We start from the raw sequence: 20,274 nt of genomic DNA on the forward strand, positions 1-20,274 counted from the left end.
TGTGACTCCAGAGGGCTGATCACCCGTTGAAAGGCCGATGCCTCATGCGAGGCATCGGTTGGGCAGGGTACTTACGGTCTGCCTACGGCCACACGACCCACCGGCAGGGGCCGGGCGAAATAATAATAAGGAGCAGCGCATGAATAATAAGAAACAACACGCTCACACGTTACTGGGGTTGGCGCTGTTGGGAGGCTTGATGACCACAGGAAATGTGCAGGCGGGCGGCTTCTCCACGCCAACCTACGGTGCGCCTGGCTGGGGGCGCGCGTTTGGTGGCGGTTCATTGTTCAAGAACGACCCCAGTGCCGCGTACAACAACCCGGCGGCCATGGCGTTCATCGATTCAACCATCGTGCAGCAGACCGTCGATTACGCCCGGATCAAGATCAAATATTCTGGCCAGGCGTATGACCATAACGGTAACCCGGTGACCAATACGCCGGTGCTGGATGATCAGGGCAACCTGGGCGATCCGACGCTGAATACGAATAATGGCGGCCAGGGTGGTTTCACCGCATGGCTACCTACTGGCTTTATGGTCATGCCCATCGGCGACCGTTTTGCTTTTGGCCTGAGCCAAGTCGTACCGCAAGGCATGAAAAGTACGTGGAACGAAAACTCTAAGCTGCGAGATTTCGCCGTTGACACCAAGATCGAGACCATTGGCCTGACAGGCTCCTTGTCATTCAAGGTCAATGATGAGTTTTCCGTCGGTGCCGGTGCCATCGTTCAACGTAGCCAAGGGAACGTCAGCCAGAACGTTGACCTGTTGGCTGCTGCGGATGTCTCTCCCGGTCTGGGAGGCACCGGTTTTCCGACCGGCGTCGGGCATTCCTTGATACGCGTGAAAGTCGACAATATCTCAGTGGGCTGGTTTGGCGGCGTGGTTTGGAAGCCGACAGCGCAAGACACGCTGGGCGTGAATTATCACGCCAAGATCAAAAACAAGATGACGGGCAAGTACGACGTTTATACAGACGCGATTGGCCGTAACGCGATGACCAACCCGATTGGTCCGAACGGCGAAACGCTGGTTGAAATGGCCTACCCTGGTCTCAAACTGTTCCCGGATGGCGCGCATGCCAGTGCTCAATTGGATATCCCGGCGACGGCGGCGATTGACTGGGTCCACCAGTTCAATGATCGCTGGACGCTGGGCGTGAGTGCCCAGTGGACAGAGTGGTCCTCGTTCAAGGACCTCACGCTCAAGTCACAAGGCTCGACCATCGTTGCCATACCCTACAACTACAAGAACGCGTGGATGACTTCTATCGGCGGCGACTACAAAGCGACCGACGAACTCACCCTCCGTGCCGGCGTGGCTTACGACCAGACACCGACCCGAAACTCCACCCGTGACCCTCGGATCCCCGACGGGGATCGCTACTTCCTTGCGTTCGGTGCAGGTTATGACATCAAGGCGGTGCCAGGCCTGTCGGTGGATGCCGCCTACTCGCACCAGTTTGTCGAAAAGGTCAATCTGAAGACCAAGAACGTTGACCGCCTTGGAGGCGCGCAGCTGGACGGCAAAGCTGAATCCTCAGGTGACGTGGTCAGCCTGTCGGCGACTTATAAGTTCTGAGGCGCGTGCAAGGCAGGGCACTCAGCGCATCTGGAGGCCTTGCCATGGCTGTTGTTTTCGGCGACGTGCGTTGATTCCTTCTTTCGTCAGGCTGACCCGGTCAGCCTATTTTTTCGGCAAGGAATTAAATAAAAATTTCAAAACAAAATTTGAATTAATGATTTGAAGTTTGTAGTGTGGTTTCACGTCCTGAATCAAGTAGAGGTCTCCCCCATGCTTATCTGGTTATTGGTGGGTATCGCAGCAGCGATTGCCCTGGCTTACCGACAAGCCGCCGCCGCCCTGTGGCTAAGCGCCGGCATCCTTTGGCTGGCGGTTGGTTACCTGTTCAACGCGGTGGCCGGCCTGGGCCTTACTGTCGCGGCTTTGCTGGTGGTGCTGCCCGCCTTGGTGCTGGCAATCAAACCCCTGCGCCGCAAGCTGCTGACCACCAAGGCTCTGGGCCTGTTTCGCACGATCATGCCGGCGATGTCCGATACCGAACGTGCGGCGATAGAGTCCGGCACCGTGTGGTGGGATGCCGAGCTGTTCAGCGGCAAGCCCGACTGGCAGCGCCTGCTGCAAGCCGCGCCGGCCAGCCTGAGCGCGGAGGAGCAAGCCTTCCTCGACAACGAAGTCGAAACCCTGTGCGACATCGCCAACGACTGGGAAACCACGCAGGTCTGGCAGGACATGTCCCCAGAGGGCTGGCAGTACACCAAGGATGCCGGGTTCCTCGGCATGATCATTCCCAAGCAGTACGGCGGCAAAGGCTTCTCCCACTACGCCCATTCCCAGGTGGTGATGAAGCTGTCGACACGCTGCTCGGCGGCAGCGATTTCGGTGATGGTCCCCAATTCCCTGGGCCCGGCCGAGCTGCTGCTGCATTACGGCACCGACGCCCAGCGCAACTACTACCTGCCGCGCCTGGCACGCGGTGACGACATTCCGTGTTTCGCCCTGACCAGCCCCTATGCCGGCTCGGATGCAGGCGCGATCCCCGACCTGGGCATTGTCTGCAAAGGCATGCATGAGGGCGAGGAAGTACTGGGTTTCAAAGTGACCTGGGACAAGCGCTACATCACCCTCGGCCCGATTGCCACGGTGCTGGGCCTGGCGTTCCGCGCCGAAGACCCGCAGGGCCTGCTTGGCGCGCCAGGTTCCCTGGGCATTACCTGTGCGTTGATCCCCACCTCCCATCCAGGGGTAAACAGCGGCCGGCGTCACTGGCCGTTGAATGCGGTTTTCCAGAATGGCCCAACCACCGGCAAGGATGTGTTCATTCCCTTGGAATGGGTGATCGGCGGCCGCGAACAAATCGGCAACGGTTGGCGCATGTTGATGGAATGCCTGGCGGCAGGTCGGGCGATTTCCCTACCTTCGGCCAACGTCGGCCTGGGTAAAGTGGCGGTGCGCGGTACCACAGCCTATGCGGCGATGCGCAAGCAATTCGGCCTGCCCATCGGCAAGTTCGAAGGTGTACAGGCGCCGCTGGCGCGCATGGCCGGGCATCTGTATGCCTGTGATGCGGTGCGCAAGGTGTCGGTGGCATCCCTGGACGCCGGCGAGAAACCGTCGGTGATCTCGGCCATTGCCAAGTACCACGTCACAGAGCGGGCGCGCATCATCGTCAACGACGGCATGGACATCGTCGCCGGCAAAGGCATTTGCATGGGCCCCAATAACTTCCTCGCCCGTGCCTACCAGCAAAGTCCCATCGCCATTACGGTGGAGGGCGCGAACATCATGACCCGATGCCTGATCATCTTTGGCCAGGGCTTGATTCGTTGCCATCCCTACGTGTTCCGCGAGATGGAGGCGGCGCACAACCCCGACCGGCGCAAGGCCTTGGAAGACTTCGACAGCGCAATGTTTGGCCATGTGAGTTTTGTCGTGGCCAACACCGTACGCGCAGCGGTGCATGCCCTGACCGGCGGGCGCCTGATCGCGGCGCCGGCCAAGACCGACCCGGCGCTGGCTGCCTACTACCGCCAGGCCAATCGGCTGTCGGTGGTGCTGGCGCTGATCTCGGATATTTCCATGGGCGTGCTGGGCGGTGCCCTCAAGCGCAAGGAAAGTATTACCGGGCGCCTGGGGGATATTTTGTCGCAGCTGTACATCCTGTCTTGCGTGCTCAAGCGCTTCGAGGATGACGGTAGGCCCCAGGCGGACTTGCCGCTGGTGCACTGGGCGGCCCAGGACGCCTTGTTGCGCGCCCACGAAGCCTTGGCCGAAGTGCTCGACAACTACCCTTCAAAACCCGCAGCAGCAGTAGTGCGCACCTTGAGCTTTCCGTTTGGCATCCCGCTGCGCAAACCGTCGGACCGCCTGTTGGCGCAGGTGGCGGAGGTGGTGCAGACCCCTGGCGAGACCCGCGACCGTTTGCTGGCCAACTCCTACATCCCACGTGCGGAAGTCGACAAGCTGGCCTACGGCGAATTGGGTTTCCGTTTGCTGCCCCAAGTGGAGCTGATCGAGGCGCGGCTCAAGCCCGCCATCAAGCAAGGTCTGCTCGGCCCGCTGCCGATTTCTGCCACGGCCTTCACCGATTGGCGCGTGAAGGCGCGGGCGCTGGATTTGATCAGCGACGACGAAGACGCCTTGCTGGCGCGCTATGTGGAATACGCCGACCACGGTATCCAGGTGGACGACTTTCCCCAGGACTTTGGTTTGCTGGAGGCTCTGCAGCAGCGTAAGCAGGCGCTCGAGCCGGTGGCCAAACGGCGCAGCGTCCCGGTCAATTAAGAGAAAACCCGGTCCACAGGTGGGAACTGCTTGCCTTGAATACCAGGCAGAAGGCTTTTTGTAGGAGCGAGCTTGCTCGCGAAGAACTCACAGGCGCCGCGTTGATTCAGGAAGCCAGCGTTATCGTTGACGTTTTTCGCGAGCAAGCTCGCTCCTACAGAGGGCGATCCAGTTCCCCACATTTGACCGGTTTATCAGGCAAGAACTGTGTTGTGAGTGGACTCCTTATGAGTGACAGCTACCTTTCGTTCGTCAATTCTCCCTGGGGCCGGCGTCTGGCCCAGGCGGTCGGCTTGCCGCAACCCTTGCCCCTGCAACGGCATCGCAGCGGCCAGGCCGGCCTGGCTAATCCTGTGATCATCGCCGGGGCAGGGCGCCTGGTGGCCTCGGTGCAGCGCGTGTTCAGCGCCACCGACACCGTCGCCGCGAGCCCGGCGACGCTCAAGGCACCGTCCACGGTCAAGGTGCAAGGCGCGGTGTTCGACGCCAGCGGCGTGACCGACCTGCAACAGTTGGATGAGCTTTACCTGTTCTTTCACAGCAATGCCAAGCGCCTCAGCCAGCATGGCCGAGTAGTGGTGCTCGGCACGGCACCCGAGCATTGCGACGACTTGCCCCAGGCCATCGCCCAACGCGCCCTTGAAGGCTTGGTGCGGTCGCTGGCCAAGGAGCTGCGCCGCGCGATCACCGTGCAACTGCTGTACGTGGCGCCGGGCGCGGAAGACGCGCTGGACAGCAGCCTGGGGTTTTTCCTGTCGCGCCGTTCCGCCTATGTCTCGGGGCAGGTGGTGCGCCTGGAAAAACCGGTCGATGGCCATGCCGCCATCAACTGGGACAAACCCTTTGCCGGCAAACGCGCCCTGGTCACCGGCGCCTCCCGTGGCATCGGCCTGGCGATTGCCCAGGTGCTGGCGCGGGACGGTGCCCATGTGGTGTGTGTGGACGTGCCCCAGGCCCAGGAAGCCTTGCAGCAGGCGGCGACCAGCGTGGGCGGTTCGGCGTTGCCTCTGGATATTACCGCCGCCGACACCGCCTCACTGTTGCAAACCCACGTCAGCCAATACGGCGCCTTTGATGTGGTGGTGCACAACGCCGGGATCACCCGCGACAAGACCATCGCCAAAATGACCGAGGGCGCCTGGCGCAGTGTGCTGGCGGTCAATCTCGAAGCACCGTGGCAGCTCAGTGAGGCCTTGCTCGACAGTCAGGGCTTGAACCCTGGTGGGCGCATTGTGTGCGTGTCGTCGATTTCCGGTATCGCCGGCAACCTGGGGCAGAGCAACTACGCCACGTCCAAGGCCGGTGTGATAGGCCTGGTACAGGGCCTGGCACCGCGTGCGGCAGTCCGGCAGGTCACGGTGAACGCGGTGGCACCCGGCTTTATCGAGACCCAGATGACCGCGAAGATCCCGCTGATGATCCGCGAAGCGGGGCGGCGCATGAATTCGTTGTCCCAGGGCGGGCAACCCATCGACGTGGCCGAGACCATTGCCTGGCTGGCGCATCCGGCGTCGGGCGGCGTCAATGGCCAGGTGGTGCGGGTGTGCGGCCAAAGCCTGTTGGGAGCCTGACCGATGGACTACGTGACGCAGATTATCGACCCACCGCCGTCGCGCACGCAGTTGTTGCTCGACGGCCTGCGCGCCTTGCGCAAACCCAAACTCGACGGTGCGCCGCCATTGCCTGCAGCACGCCTGGTGCGCAGCGCGGTGGAGCTTTCGTCGGCCGGTATCGCCGCTTACGCACGGGCGTGTGGCTTTCGTCGCGAACAGGGCGTGCCATTGTCCTATCCCCATGTGCTGGCGTTCCCTCTGCACCTCATGCTGCTGACCCGGCCGAGCTTCCCGTACCCGGCCAGTGGCATGGTGCACCTGGCCAATCGCATTCATCAGCACCAGCGCCTGCACGAGGGCCAGGCGCTGCGCCTGGAGGTGTATTGCGAGCGCTGGGTGGCCCATCCAAAAGGGCAGGCCTTGAGTATCGCCACCCGTGCCTACAGCCAGGAAACCCTGGTGTGGGAAAGCGACAGTCTGTATTTGCGCCGTGACGTCAGCAATCCGGTGGGTGAACCCTGGAATGACCCTCTGCCGCTACAGGAAGACGGTCTGTTACGCACCCAGCGCTGGGTACTGCCCGCCGACCTGGGGCGACGCTTTGCCAAGGTCTCGGGGGATTTCAATCCCATTCACACGTCGGTCATCGGTGCCAGGCTCTTCGGCTTTCGTCGCGCCATCGCCCATGGCATGTGGACCCTGGGCCGCGCATTGGCAGCGCAACAGCCGCCCGGTGGCCTGGACCAGGCCGAGGCACATTGCGACTTCAAATTGCCGATCTTCCTGCCCGGCCAGGTCGCCCTGTGGGGCCACCCGGCGAGCGGGCCACGGCGCGAGTTCGAAGTGCGCAATTTTGTCGGGGACAAGCCCCATATGCGCGGGCTATTCATTTGGAAAGAGAGCCAGCAATGAGTGATTACAGTTTTACCCCAGCCCCGACCCGCCGCGTGGCGATTATCGGCGGCAACCGTATTCCATTTGCGCGCTCCAACACGGTGTATGCCCACGACAGTAACCAGGACCTGCTGGTCGCCGCCCTGCAAGGATTGGTGGATCGCTACAACCTGCACGGCCAACGCCTGGGTGAGTTTGCTGCCGGAGCGGTGATCAAGCACTCGCGGGATTTCAACCTGGCCCGCGAGGCGCTGTTGTCCACCACGTTGTCTGCGCAAACCCCTGCCTATGATGTGCAACAAGCCTGTGGCACAGGGCTTGAAGCCGCGCTGCTGGTGGCGAATAAAATCGCCCTCGGCCAGATCGAAGTGGGCGTTGCCGGTGGTGCCGACACCACCTCCGACGCGCCCATTGGCATCAACGAATCCTTGCGCCATACCTTGCTCGCGGCCAATCGCGCCAAAAGCCTGGGCGACAAGCTCAAGGCCTTGATGAAAGTGCGCCCATCGATGCTGTTCAAACCATTGCTGCCGCGCAATGGCGAGCCGCGCACCGGGCTGTCCATGGGCGAGCACTGCGAAGAAATGGCCAAGCGCTGGCAGATCAAACGCCTGGCCCAGGACGAGCTGACCCTCACCAGCCACCAGCGCCTGGATGCGGCTTATAAACGTGGCTTCTTCGACGACCTGATCAGCCCCCATCGCGGCTTGGCCCGTGACAACAACCTGCGTGCCGATATCAGCCTGGAAAAGCTCGCCGGCTTGTCGCCGGCCTTCGACCGCCAGAACGGCACGCTCACCGCCGGCAACTCCACGCCCCTGACCGATGGCGCCTCGGTGGTGCTGCTGGCCAGTGAAGAATGGGCCGCCGCCAATGGCTGGCCGGTGTTGGCCTACTTGCGCACCGGCGAAACGGCTGCGGTGAATTTTGTCGACGGCACCGAGGGCCTACTGATGGCGCCGGCTTACGCCGTGCCACGCATGCTTGCGCGGGAAGGCTTGAGGTTTGCCGACTTCGACTTCTTCGAGATCCACGAAGCGTTCGCCGCCCAGGTGTTGTGCACGCTCAAGGCGTGGGAAGACCCGCAGTATTGCCGCGAGCGACTCGGCCTTGACGCCCCCCTGGGCGCCATCGACCGGGCCAAGATGAACGTCAACGGCGGCTCATTGGGCTGCGGCCATCCGTTTGCGGCCACCGGTGGCCGGCAACTGGCGGCGCTGGCCAAGGCCATCCATGAACGCGGTGGCGGTCGCGGCCTGATTTCGATCTGCGCGGCGGGTGGGTTGGGCATCACCGCCATCGTCGAAAAGTAGCGCTATCAAAAACAACAATAAGGACACTGCGATGAACGCTATCAGCCTGGAACACACCGAACGTATTTGGTTGAACACTTACCTGCCCGGCGTGCCAGCGGACATTGACGCCGGGATCGAGGATTACCCGTCGCTGCGCGAAGTGTTCCTGGAGCATCTGGAGAAGTTCCGTGAACGGGTGGCCTACGTCAGCATCGGCACGCAAATGACCTATGCCGATTGGCGCACCCAGGGCATTGCCTTTGCCGCCTGGCTGCAGGACCAGGGCGTGAAGAAGGGCGACCGCGTGGCCCTGATGATGCCCAACTGCTTGCAGTACCCGATCTGCCTGCTGGGCACGATCCTGGCCGGGGCGGTGGTGGTCAACGTCAACCCGTTGTACACCGCCCACGAACTCAAGCACCTGCTCAAGGACAGTGGCGCCGAAACCGTGGTGATCTTCGAAAATTTCGCGCATACCCTGGAAAAAGCCATGGTGGGCAGCAGCGTCAAGCGAGTGGTGGTCGCGGCCATTGGCGACTTGCTGGGCACCTTCAAGGGCGCGGCAATGAACTTCATCCTGCGCAGCGTGCAGAAGCAGGTACCGGCCTTCAGGCTGCCCGGTTCGCTGCGTTTCAACCAGGTGCTCAAACAGGGCAGGGCCATGCACCATTTGCCGGTCAGCCTGCACCGCGATGAACTGGCCTTCCTGCAATACACCGGCGGCACCACCGGCGATGCCAAGGGCGTGATGCTCAGCCATCGCAATATCATTGCCAACCTGCTGCAAGCCAAGGCCTGGGTCGGTGACCAGTTAAACCTGCACAAGCAGGAAACCAACGTGACCTTGCTGCCGCTGTACCACATCTTCTCACTGACGGTGAACTGCCTGATGTTCATGTGCCTGGGCGGGCGCAATATCCTCATCGCCAACCCTCGGGACGTGAAGCGCGTGCAAATGATCCTGCGCAAGGAACGCTTCAATGGCATTGCCGGGGTGAACACGCTGTTCAACGGGTTGCTGGAGAACAAGGAATTTTGTGCACGGGACTTTTCCGACCTGCGCCTGGTGATTGCTGGCGGCATGGCCACCCACACCGCCGTGGCCAAGCGCTGGAAAGAGGTGACCGGGCTGCCGATCATCGAAGGCTACGGGCTGACCGAATGCTCGCCCGTGGTGAGCATCAGCCCTATTGATATTTCCCGCATGCGCGAGATGGAATTCACCGGCAGCATTGGCGTTCCATTGCCCTCTACCTGGGTGCGCTTCGTACGCGAAGACGGCGAACTGGCGGATATCGGCGAGCAGGGCGAGTTGCAAGTACGTGGCCCGCAAGTGATGCAGGGCTACTGGCAACGGCCGAAGGAAACCGCTGAGGTGCTGGATGCCGAGGGCTGGTTGTCCACCGGGGACATCGGCGTGATGGACGCACGCGGGTATATCCGCCTGGTGGACCGCAAGAAGGACATGATCCTGGTCTCGGGCTTCAACGTGTACCCCAATGAAATCGAGGACGTGGTGGCCATGCACCCTGGGGTTGCTGAAGTGGCGGCCATTGGGGTCGAAGACCCAGTGACCGGGGAGAAGGTCAAGATCATCGTCGTGCGCAAGGACCCGACCCTGACCCAGGAGCAGATTCTTGCGCACTGCCGGGAGTACCTGACGGGGTACAAGCTGCCAAAGTATGTGGAGTTTCGCACCACGGAACTGCCCAAGACCACGGTGGGCAAAGTGCTGCGTCGGGCCTTGCGCTGATTGAATGGTTCAGATGACCAAATGTGTGAGCGGGCTTGCTCGCGAATGCGGCGGTTCAGGCACTGAAGGTGCCGACTGACACAGCGTATTCGCGAGCAAGCCCGCTCCCACTTTTTAAACCGTGCCCACTTTTACCCAGCGTTCCTCAAGGGCGGCCACTCGAATCGCCGTCGCCAACCGCTCCACCTCCCACGCCGCTTCAAAGTCCGTCCCCTGATCCCCTTGGCCGGCCAGCGCCATGATCAACTCGTGCACTTCCAACGTCTTCAATTCGTTGTAACCCAACTGATGCCCCGCCGCCGGGCTGAACGCCGCATAGCCGGGCAGGGCGGGGCCAGCCAGCAGGCGCTGGAAGCCGTCCTGGCCGATGCGGTGCAGGCGCAGTTCATTCAAGCGCTCCTGGTCAAACGCCAGCGTGCCTTGGGTGCCGCTGATCTCGAAACTCAGATGGTTCTTGTAACCGTGCTTGAGCCAACTGCTGCTCACCGTGCCGCGTGCACCGTTGGCGAAGCGCAGCAGGGCGTGCACCTGGTCATCCACGGCAATGGCTTTTGAGGTTGGGCTGCCGGCAGTGGCGGGGCGTTGGTTATGCACGGTCTGGGTATCGGCACAGACATGGGTCACGTCGCCCACCAGGTAGCGGGCCATTGACAGCAAATGGCTGCCCAGGTCAGCCAGGGCGCCGCCAGCATGCTCCACTTCGCAGCGCCACGACCAAGGGGAGGCCGGGTCCGCCATGAAGTCTTCGCTGAACTCACCTTGGAAACTGATGATCTGGCCCAGTTCGCCCTGGGCAATCATCTGCCGGGCCAGCACGATCATGGGGTTGTGCTGGTAGTTATAGCCGACACGCGTCACCACCCCGGCGGTATGGGCTGCGCGGCGCATGGCGTCGGCTTGTTCGAGGCTGACGGCCAGGGGTTTCTCGCAATACACGGCTTTGCCGGCCGCAATCGCGGCCATGGCCATGGGGTAATGCAAATGGTTGGGGGTGGTGATGGCCACGACGTCGACCTTTGGGTCGTTGATCAGCGCTTGCCAGTCACCATGGGCCTGGGCAAACCCCCAGGCGCTGGCGCAACGCTGGGCGCGTTCGGTGTCGGCATCGGCCAGGGCGGCCAGCTTGAGCTGCACCGGCAGTTCAAATACCGCCCGGGCGTTGTTGAACGCCAGCGCGTGGGCGCGGCCCATGAAGCCTGTGCCGATCAAGCCGATTCCGAGTTCACGCATCGTCGTGGTCCTTTGGATTATTGTTTTCAGGAAAGCTATTAATGGAATAAAAATTCACTGAATTCAATAGATAGAATAAAAAATTCATTTTTCCTGATCGTTCCCACGCTCCGCGTGGGAATGCCGCCCGGGCGCTCTGCGCCCCGCTGTTTGCGCGGTGAGGACGCAGAGCGTCAGAGGATGCATTCCCACGCGGAGCGTGGGAACGATCACGTCGATCACGTGGGGCCATCATTTCAGCTGATATAGCTATATTCAGCACATGGCCAAACGCCGCCAGTTAACAAAAGATAACGTAGCGCCGATTGTCAGACGATTCCAAAGCCCGATAGGATGGCTCCTGCTTCCTCCAGGCGCTCTAGATTGCAGGTTTCAAGGTCCTGGCAGAGAAGACGACCTAACAATAATAAATGGGAGAAAGGTCTATGAGTGAGCCTGTCATGGGTTGGGTTGTTTGCCGCCCACGCGCCGCACGCAGGGTTGCGTTGCTGGCCACAGCGCTCTCGCTGCTTGCTGGCAGCGCATTGTCGCTGCCGGTTCTGGCCGCCAGCGATACCTCCGCCGCCGCAGTCTTTGCAATTGAATCCCCCAAGGCCGCCAAAGGCTTGATGATCGACGTGGTTCACGCGGGCAAGCGCCTGGTGGCGGTCGGTGATCGGGGGCATATCCTTTATTCCGATGACCAGGGCAACACCTGGGCCCAAGCCAAAGTACCCACCCGGCAACTGCTCACGGCGGTGTTTTTCGTTGATGATCAGCACGGTTGGGCCGTCGGCCACGATGCGCAGATTCTTGCCAGTACCGATGGCGGCGCCACGTGGACCCAGCAATATCAAGACCTCAAACGCGAAGCGCCGTTGCTCGATGTGTGGTTCAACGACGCCAACCACGGCCTGGCCGTGGGTGCCTACGGTGCGTTGATCGAAACCACCGACGCCGGCAAAACCTGGAACGATGTGAGCGAGCGTCTCGACAACGAAGACCAGTACCACCTCAACGCCATCGCCCAGGTCAAGGGCGCCGGCCTTTTTATCGTCGGTGAGCAAGGCAGCATGTTTCGCTCCAGCGACGACGGCCAGACCTGGGAAAAACTCGAAGGCCCCTACGAGGGTTCGCTGTTTGGCGTGATCAGCACCGCACAGCCGCAAACCCTGCTGGCGTATGGGTTGCGCGGCAACCTCTACCGCTCCACTGATTTCGGCAGCACTTGGGAACAGGTCCAATTGAACGCAGCGCGTGGCGCGTTGGAGTTTGGCCTGTCGGGGGCGACCTTGCTGGAGGACGGTTCCCTTGTTGTGGTCGGCAACGGCGGCAGCGTGGTGGTCAGCCACGACGACGGCCAGACCTTCAGTGTGTTCAATCGCCCGGACCGTATTTCACTCTCGGCGGTCACGGCGGCCGGCAATGGCAATTTGATCCTCGCGGGGCAGGGTGGCGTGCGGGTTGCCACATCGGCCGGCGCAGAGCTCTCACAATAATAAGAAGGCGGGGATTCAATGAGCAGTCATCACAACGATAAAGCGACCTTTCTTGAACGTCTGATCTTCAACAATCGCCCGGCGGTGATCGTCATCTGCCTGCTGGTGAGCCTCTTCCTGTTCTGGCAGGCGACCTTGATTCGCCCGTCCACCAGTTTTGAAAAGATGATCCCGCTCAAGCACCCCTTCATCGAAAAAATGATGGAGCACCGTAACGATTTGGCCAACCTGGGCAATACCGTGCGTATTTCGGTGGAAGCCAAGGACGGGGACATTTTCACCAAGGAGTACATGGAGACCCTGCGCCAGATCCACGACGAGGTGTTCTACATCTCCGGTGTGGACCGCTCGGGCCTCAAGTCGCTGTGGAGCCCCAGCGTGCGCTGGACCGAGGTGACCGAAGAAGGTTTTGCCGGCGGGGAGGTGATCCCGCAGAGCTACAACGGTTCGCCGCAGAGCCTCGACCAGTTGCGCAATAACGTGCTCAAGTCCGGCCAGGTCGGGCGGCTGGTCGCCAATGACTTCAAGTCGAGCATCGTTGATATCCCGCTGTTGGAGTCCTACCCGGACCCGCAAGACCAGGGCAAGTTGCTGGCCCTGGACTACCGCAAGTTCTCCCATGAACTCGAAGACAAGATCCGCGACAAGTTCGAAACCCAGAACCCCAACGTCAAGATTCATATTGTCGGCTTTGCCAAAAAGGTCGGCGACCTGATCGATGGCCTGGTGATGGTGGTGCTGTTCTTCGGCGTTGCGTTCGTCATCACCCTGATTCTGCTGCTGTGGTTCACCAACTGCCTGCGCAGCACCATTGCGGTGTTGAGCACGACATTGGTGGCGGTGGTCTGGCAACTGGGGTTGATGCACTTCTTCGGTTTCGGACTGGACCCGTATTCGATGCTGGTGCCGTTCCTGATCTTCGCCATCGGCATTTCCCATGGTGTGCAGAAGATCAACGGCATTGCCCTGCAATCCAGCGAGGCAGACAACGCCCTCACCGCCGCGCGGCGCACCTTCCGGCAACTGTTCCTGCCGGGGATGATCGCCATTCTGGCGGATGCGGTGGGCTTCATCACGCTGCTGATCATCGACATCGGCGTGATCCGCGAACTGGCTATCGGCGCGTCCATCGGCGTGGCGGTGATCGTGTTCACTAACCTGATCCTGCTGCCGGTCGCGATTTCCTACGTGGGCATCAGCAAGCGCGCCATCGCCAAGAGCAAGAAAGACGCGAACCGCGAACATAGCTTCTGGCGCCTGCTGTCCAAATTTGCCAGCCCGAAAGTCGCGCCGGTTTCGGTGTTCCTGGCGTTGATCGCCTTTGGTGGCGGCCTCTGGTACAGCCAGAACCTGAAGATTGGCGACCTGGACCAAGGCGCACCGGAACTGCGCCCGGATTCGCGCTACAACAAGGACAACAACTTCATCATCAGCAATTACTCCACCAGCTCCGACGTGCTGGTGGTGATGGTCAAGACCAAGGCCGAAGGCTGCTCGCGCTATGAAGCCATGGCGCCCATCGACCAGTTGATGTGGAAGATGCAGAACACCGAGGGCGTGCAGTCGGCGATCTCGTTGGTGACCGTGTCCAAGCAAATGATCAAGGGCATGAACGAGGGCAACCTGAAATGGGAAACCCTGTCGCGCAACCCGGATGTGCTGAACAACTCCATCGCCCGTGCCGATGGCTTGTACAACAACAATTGCTCCCTGGCGCCGGTGCTGGTGTTCCTCAACGACCACAAGGCCGAAACCCTCGACCGCGCGGTGCATGCGGTGCAGGACTTCGCCAAGGAAAACAACAAGGACGGCCTGGAGTTCATTCTCGCAGCGGGTAATGCCGGGATCGAAGCGGCCACCAACGAGGTGATCAAGGAGTCGGAACTGATCATCCTGATCCTGGTGTACCTGTGCGTGGCGACCATGTGCATGATCACCTTCCGCTCCTGGGCGGCGACCCTGTGCATCGTGTTGCCGCTGGTGCTGACCTCGGTACTGGGTAACGCACTGATGGCGTTCATGGGCATTGGCGTCAAGGTCGCAACCTTGCCGGTGGTAGCCCTGGGTGTGGGGATTGGCGTGGACTACGGCATCTACATCTACAGCCGTCTGGAAAGCTTCCTGCGCGCTGGCTTGCCGTTGCAAGAGGCGTATTACCAGACGTTGAAGTCCACCGGTAAGGCCGTGCTGTTCACCGGCTTGTGCCTGGCCATCGGCGTGTGCACCTGGATCTTCTCGGCCATCAAGTTCCAGGCCGACATGGGTTTGATGTTGACCTTCATGCTGCTGTGGAACATGTTCGGCGCGCTGTGGCTGTTGCCGGCGCTGGCACGATTCCTGATCAAGCCTGAAAAGCTGGCAGGGCAGAAGGGCAACTCGTTGTTCGCGCATTGATCCTGCTCCCAAAAGGCGGGAGCGGGCTTGCCTGCGATAGGCATAGGTATCTACACAACGTTGGCGCAAAGCTGGACCTGTGGCGAGGGAGCTTGCTCCCGTGACGGCCTGACAGCCGAAGCTGATCCAACTGACGCACCGTGCCAAGTGTGGGAGCTGGCTTGCCTGCGAAGACGGCCTGGCAGCCAACTGGGATGTTGGATCAGAGCGCCTACATGTCTGATACCGCAGGAATGGATATTTACCCGGTATAACTGCGTCGGCCGTCAGGCCGCCATCGCAGGCAAGCCAGTTCCCACAGTTTGATCGTGGGGGTGTCAGGTAGGCGGGCGTTGGCTGTCAGGCCGTCACGGGAGCAAGCTCCCTCGCCACAGGTTTAGCGTCGTACCGAAGTTGTAGATACCTATGCTGCGATAGCATCACCGCAGTGTTCAACCTCTAGGTTACAGCCTGGGCTATCATTGCGGCTTTCCCCAAAATGATTGACTGCCATGACTGCTGACACCCTGACCTGCGTCCTTGCCACCAGCGATATGCTGATCATCAATGGGCTGCACGCCTTTGACTTCGAGCTTGATCAGCAACTGCAGATCCAAAGCATGGATGGCCGGGAACTCAAGCGCTGGACCTTTAGTCCAGAACAGTTAGAGGCGGCTACCTTTGACGAGAGCTCGCAAAGCTGGTTGCTGATCAACGACGACGGTGAACACCGTCTGGTCTGCTTGAGCGCCATCCAGGGCGACAACAATAACGACGAGGACGAAGCAGATGATGCGTAAATTCTGGCCCCTGCTGATGGCAGGCAGTGTCGGTGCGATGTCGGTGCAGGCCGCACCGGCCGATATCCATGAACTGTTTGTCGGCAGCTATACGGCCGGCACCAGTGAAGGGATCTACCGCCTGCAATTCGACAGTAGCACCGGGCAGTTCAGCGGCGAGCCAGTGCTGGCGGCGAAAACCGCCAACCCTTCCTGGCTGACGATCTCCAAAGATCAGAAGCAGTTGTTTGTGGTCAATGAGAACGGCCCCGGCCAGGCAGACCCGGTGGGCCGTGTCAGCAGCTATAGCATCGACCCCCAGAACCACCAGTTGACCCTGATCAACCAGGTGCAGAGCCTGGGCAATGAGCCGACCCATTCCAGTGTGGCCGCCGATGGGCGCTACCTGTTCGTCGCCAACTATTCGGTGGTGGAAGACCCGGGTGGCAGCCTGGCGATCCTGCCGGTGGATGCCAGCGGCAAGCTGTCGGCACCGGTGCAATTGAGCGGGCACCCGGCCAGCCGTGTGAACCCGGAGCGCCAGGCGTCCAACCATGTGCATTCGGTCGTGTCGTCGCCGGACGGCAAGTATGTATTCGTGCAGGACCTGGGCGCGGACAAGGTGTTTGCCTACCGCTACGACCCCAAGGCCAATCACGAGCTGCCACTGACAGCGGCCGACCCGGCGTCGGTGCAGTTGCCACCCGGCAGCGGGCCGCGTCACTTGCTGTTCAGCGCGGACGGCAAACACGCCTGGCTGACCACTGAGATGAGCGCCCAGGTAGCCGTGTTCGATTACAACGACGGCAAGCTGACGCAAACCCAGTTGCTCGACTATGCCGCCGGCCAACCGGTGTCCGACAAGGCCGGTGCGGCGTTGCATGCGTCAAACGACGGCAAATTCCTGTACGTGAGCAACCGTGGCACGGCCAATCAGATGCTGGTGTTCAGCATCGACCCAGCCACTGCGCACCTCAAGGAAATTCAGCGGCGTTCTGTCGAAGGCGACCATCCGCGTGAGTTCAGCCTCGACCCTAGCGGAAAATTCCTGCTGATCGCCAACCAGAAAAGCAATGAAATTGTCGTCGTCGAACGCGACTCCAAGACCGGCCTGCTGGGTAAAACCGTGCAGAAATTGCCGATTGATGCCCCCAGTGACCTCAAGTTCCTGGTGCGTCAATAAGCCACAGGCCCCGCAATGCGGGGCCTGAGCCGTTGTATTAATCGCAGTGATAACGGCTACTGTTTCAAAGCATTTCTAAGGTTCAACCCTCGGGCGTAAGTTGGGTTCCAAGGCCTTCCCAGGCCACCCAACCAAACGAACACAAGGGTTACCGCCATGAATTTCAATCTCTTCTCGATCATCGCTGCTTCTGCTGTTTCCGCCACCGTGGCCTTGCCTGCCGCCGCCAGCGTGGAAGTCACCGGCAAAAAATCCAATGTCACGGCTTATACTCAGAAGTACCTGCAACAGAGTGCCAACTTTTATGCGGCGCTGGATCACAAGATTCAAAACTGATTGTCGAGGGATTCAAACCCCAAGCCACTCGCGAGAGTGCCTTGGGGTTTGACGTATCTAGCTGATGGTCAATATCCGACGCAAGGATTCATTCAGGTCTATTGCGCGCGCGCGGGTGAAGCTGCTTGAGATCACGTAATAGAACTCGAAGCTGTAGCCTTTGAACTGGCGCAATTGTTCCCAGTAAAACACCTGCTTGACCGGCGCACCGACGGGCCAGGATTGGCCGACGACTTGTGTCTCGGTATGGAGGATCACCTCGTTCAACCCTTTTACAAGTCGAAAGATCCACAGAATCTCGTCGGTGGGTTGCCGCCAGGCATAGTAGGGGCAGCGTGCGATGACATGCGCCGGGTCGTTACCGATGTGATCGTCTGGGTAGCCCTCAAGGTCCGGTGGCTCCAGGCGAACCACTGAGCCTCTGACCTCGGCGCTGGTTTTCTTGGAGTACACCTCGTAGGGCGGGCCGGACTTTCTCAATACGAAGCTGGTCTCCACCCGGCCCTCAGCGGCCATCCGTATATCAAGGTAATCGATGAACACTGAATAGACCTGGCCACCTCGCCTGATCTCGACAAATTTGTGAATGATTTTGACGCCACCTTTAGGCGGGTAGATGCGGAACATCACATCATAAATATCACCCACCTGGCCCACGCTTGACGGCGTGCGAACCTGCATCTCCAGGGGGTTTTCCCCCACGACTTCAAGGTCGATATAGCCAGGTGGCCCGCCATTGACGATGACGGGGCCATCCGTCAGTTGCTGGCCCAGGTTCACCGAGACCTCCACGCTGGCCGAGCCGGGCGTCGAGACATTCCCCACCAGGTCCCGCACCTCCAGCCAGACGTACAGGCGATCACTGTCGCCGGCTTCAAGCAAATCCGCATAAGTCACCAGGATCACTGTGGGCTTGAGAGCCCCCGCAATGTTTTGCGTCTTGATCACCGATCCCCAGTGAAGATCGACTTCATCGGTTGGGTTGGTGTTTGGGGGCGGCTGGAGCGTGATAGTGACGCCTTTGCTGGCGTTGCCTGGGACGATGACCGTCTCGGATACGCTGAATTTCAGTCCTGAATGCCCGGGTACTGTAGGGCCATCGTTGTCGTCACCGGCGGGAAGGTCGGTCTTGACCAGCGTCAGCAGCGGGTAAGACCTGTCGTAGTCCGTGCCGCCGGCATAGTGGACCACATACACCAGGGCATACGGGCCGTCGGGCAGGTCCTTCTGTTCGGCGGCGAAAAAGTAGGCGTTGTTCAGCTCCTCGCCAGGTTTGAGCTGCTTGGTGGCGAGTACCGACACGGTGCCGTCGTCGAGTAGTTTACCGACCGTGATGACATCGCCGGGGGCCGCGGCCCAGCCTTTGTCTACCTGAATCGTCATGCCCGACTCAAACAACCACTTCGGGACGCCAGCGTCGTAGCCTTTGACGTTCTCACTCATGCCGGGAATGTAAAGCCGGTCGAGGTACTTGGGCGCCTTCTTTTCCTCCAGCGTCATGATGGTGTGTGATGGGGCCGGAACCTTCTGTTTGGCAGAGGCTTTGGTTTTGGTCTTTCCCTCTGCCGCTGCTGGCTTGGTCGCAGGCGCGGATGTCTGGTTTTTTTTGGCTGGCATGGCTGTTCTCCTGTTCCTGCGAAGTGTGCTGTTGGCGCTATCAAACGCCTGAATCCGGGCATTGGCTACTGTCAGAATTAACAGGTACCGATCCAGGTGCATCCTGCACTACCTGTTAATTCTGACAGTAGGCACGCCGCGATTTCAGGCGTTTGATAGTGGTAAGCCAACAGCGCACGACCGTGAGGATTCTCGCCATGCCCAAGATCAAAACACTTGACCCCCTCTTGCCGCCCATCGTTGTTCCGCTGATGGAACCGGCCATTGATGGTGATATCGAAGGGGCGCATGGCGGTATCGGCCTGCGGCATACCGAGGTGCCGTTGGTGGTCTACCTGATCAACCCCAAAGATGGCGTCACTCCGGGCAGTGTTGCCTCACTGTTCTGGGGCAACCGTAATATTCCCGTGGCCTCTACGCCGATTCGCGAAGGCGAGCAAAACCTTGACCTGTTCCCGATGACTGTTCCCGCGCACCATATCGTCCCGTACTTGGTCGACGGTGTACGTGGCATGCTAAGGCGCAGCAGCGGCAATGAGTCATTCACCGAAGAAATCAAGTTACGGGTCAGCCTGACTCGCCCCGGTGGCGAAGACAAAGACAGTCTGCCCGGCCACCAGGGGCTGGCGTATGAGGTCCCACCGGAGGTTTTGCTGCATGGCGTCAACCAGCAGCAGGCACTGGCGGGTGTCAAGATCATCATTCGCTACTGGCTAAACATGCGCGCTTATGACCTGATCACTCTGGCCTGGGGCTCGCAAGTGGTTCAGCACCGGGTCCAACCCGGCGAAGTGGGCCGTGACATCACCTTGACCGTCGACTACGCCACTATCAGCGCCGCGGGCAATAACCGGCTTACGCGCGTGGCTTACCAGGTGCGGGACGCGGGCGGCAATCTGCCGGAGGAGCGGGCGCGCTGGTCGGCGGTGTCGTTGATTGATGTGCACCTCAATGAGGTGCGCCCCGAAGCGCCGTGGCTGCAGTTTCCAGACACCGGTACGAAAATCGACCTCGCGGAACTGGGCAGTTGGGATGTGGAAGTGGCCCTTTGGGTCCTCTCCCAGGAGGCTAGCGCCTATTCCCACGTGACGCTGATCTGGGCCGGCTTGGACAGTGAAGGCAATTCGATCCCTTATACGCACACCGAAGAACTCAGTAGAGCAGGCCTTTATACCTTTGAGGTTCCCAACGCGCTGGTGAGCGCGATTGCCGAAGGCAGCGCGAGCGTGCATGCCCTGTATCAGAATGGCGCGGTGCAACAGCCTTCCGAAAAACTCTATCTGGACGTCGTGGGGCAAGTCGTCAGGTGGCCGGCGCCGACGATAGACGAGGACCAGGGTGGCCATATCGAGCCGGATGTCGACGCGACCGTACGCTTCCCCCTTCAAGGGAGCTGGCCGAAGGACGGTTATATCGAAGTCATCTTCCGGGTCAGCAGCGCCGATAACACCATCGAACATCGCATCGGCCGCGA

At 60.5% G+C, this 20,274-nt stretch carries 13 protein-coding genes and 1 pseudogene; 12 read left to right on the forward strand and 2 right to left on the reverse strand.

The annotated features are described in order from the left end of the window. The first annotated feature begins 139 nt into the window (after positions 1-139). The 6 genes from BT204_RS23285 (at position 140) to BT204_RS23315 (ending at position 9,804) form a co-directional block, all read left to right on the forward strand. Positions 140-1,585: an outer membrane protein transport protein gene (locus BT204_RS23285; protein ID WP_072448441.1), complete on the forward strand. Its 1,446-nt coding sequence runs from the start codon at positions 140-142 to the stop codon at positions 1,583-1,585. 213 nt (positions 1,586-1,798) lie between these two features. After that, positions 1,799-4,309: an acyl-CoA dehydrogenase gene (locus BT204_RS23290; protein ID WP_072448443.1), complete on the forward strand. Its 2,511-nt coding sequence runs from the start codon at positions 1,799-1,801 to the stop codon at positions 4,307-4,309. A gap of 227 nt (positions 4,310-4,536) precedes the next feature. Further along, positions 4,537-5,880, forward strand: coding sequence for a 3-oxoacyl-ACP reductase (locus tag BT204_RS23300; protein ID WP_054920795.1), 1,344 nt, complete (start codon positions 4,537-4,539; stop codon positions 5,878-5,880). A gap of 3 nt (positions 5,881-5,883) precedes the next feature. Then, positions 5,884-6,774, forward strand: coding sequence for a MaoC family dehydratase (locus BT204_RS23305; protein WP_072448447.1), 891 nt, complete (start codon positions 5,884-5,886; stop codon positions 6,772-6,774). Continuing rightward, the gene (locus BT204_RS23310) at positions 6,771-8,069 is read left to right on the forward strand and encodes an acetyl-CoA C-acetyltransferase (protein ID WP_072448449.1); all 1,299 of its coding nucleotides are present in this window, start codon (positions 6,771-6,773) and stop codon (positions 8,067-8,069) included. Before BT204_RS23305 ends, BT204_RS23310 begins: the two co-directional genes overlap by 4 nt. Before the next feature lie 31 nt (positions 8,070-8,100). Continuing rightward, entirely contained in the window at positions 8,101-9,804 is a 1,704-nt protein-coding gene (locus tag BT204_RS23315; protein ID WP_054920791.1) for an AMP-binding protein, read from the forward strand. A 114-nt stretch (positions 9,805-9,918) separates the two neighbouring features. On the opposite strand, the gene BT204_RS23320 is transcribed toward BT204_RS23315, so the two are convergent. Further along, on the reverse strand, positions 9,919-11,034 hold the full coding sequence (locus tag BT204_RS23320; protein ID WP_057974814.1) for a Gfo/Idh/MocA family protein: 1,116 nt from the start codon (positions 11,032-11,034) through the stop codon (positions 9,919-9,921). Positions 11,035-11,474: 440 nt separating this feature from the next. Between BT204_RS23320 and BT204_RS23325 the strand changes: the two genes are divergently transcribed. From BT204_RS23325 to BT204_RS23345, 5 genes are all read left to right on the forward strand, one after another. Further along, positions 11,475-12,512, forward strand: a complete 1,038-nt coding sequence (locus BT204_RS23325; RefSeq protein WP_082430472.1) for a WD40/YVTN/BNR-like repeat-containing protein — start codon at positions 11,475-11,477, stop codon at positions 12,510-12,512. Positions 12,513-12,530: 18 nt separating this feature from the next. After that, a complete protein-coding gene (locus BT204_RS23330) occupies positions 12,531-14,906 on the forward strand; it encodes an efflux RND transporter permease subunit (RefSeq protein ID WP_057974813.1) in 2,376 nt (791 codons plus the stop codon). Positions 14,907-15,397: 491 nt separating this feature from the next. Then, the gene (locus tag BT204_RS23335; protein ID WP_072448450.1) at positions 15,398-15,685 is read left to right on the forward strand and encodes a DUF5629 family protein; all 288 of its coding nucleotides are present in this window, start codon (positions 15,398-15,400) and stop codon (positions 15,683-15,685) included. After that, entirely contained in the window at positions 15,675-16,847 is a 1,173-nt protein-coding gene (locus BT204_RS23340) for a lactonase family protein (protein WP_072448451.1), read from the forward strand. The genes BT204_RS23335 and BT204_RS23340 overlap by 11 nt, the downstream gene beginning before the upstream one ends. Before the next feature lie 156 nt (positions 16,848-17,003). Beyond that, a complete protein-coding gene (locus BT204_RS23345) occupies positions 17,004-17,183 on the forward strand; it encodes a hypothetical protein (protein ID WP_034126032.1) in 180 nt (59 codons plus the stop codon). A gap of 57 nt (positions 17,184-17,240) precedes the next feature. On the opposite strand, the gene BT204_RS23350 is transcribed toward BT204_RS23345, so the two are convergent. Beyond that, the gene (locus BT204_RS23350; RefSeq protein ID WP_057974810.1) at positions 17,241-18,800 is read right to left on the reverse strand and encodes a hypothetical protein; all 1,560 of its coding nucleotides are present in this window, start codon (positions 18,798-18,800) and stop codon (positions 17,241-17,243) included. 197 nt (positions 18,801-18,997) lie between these two features. Between BT204_RS23350 and BT204_RS23355 the strand changes: the two are divergent. Then, positions 18,998-20,274, forward strand: a pseudogene (locus BT204_RS23355) (hypothetical protein); the annotation flags it as partial.

Origin of the sequence: Pseudomonas sp. NFPP02, assembly GCF_900119355.1 — a bacterium.
Classification (GTDB): domain Bacteria; phylum Pseudomonadota; class Gammaproteobacteria; order Pseudomonadales; family Pseudomonadaceae; genus Aquipseudomonas; species Aquipseudomonas paracarnis.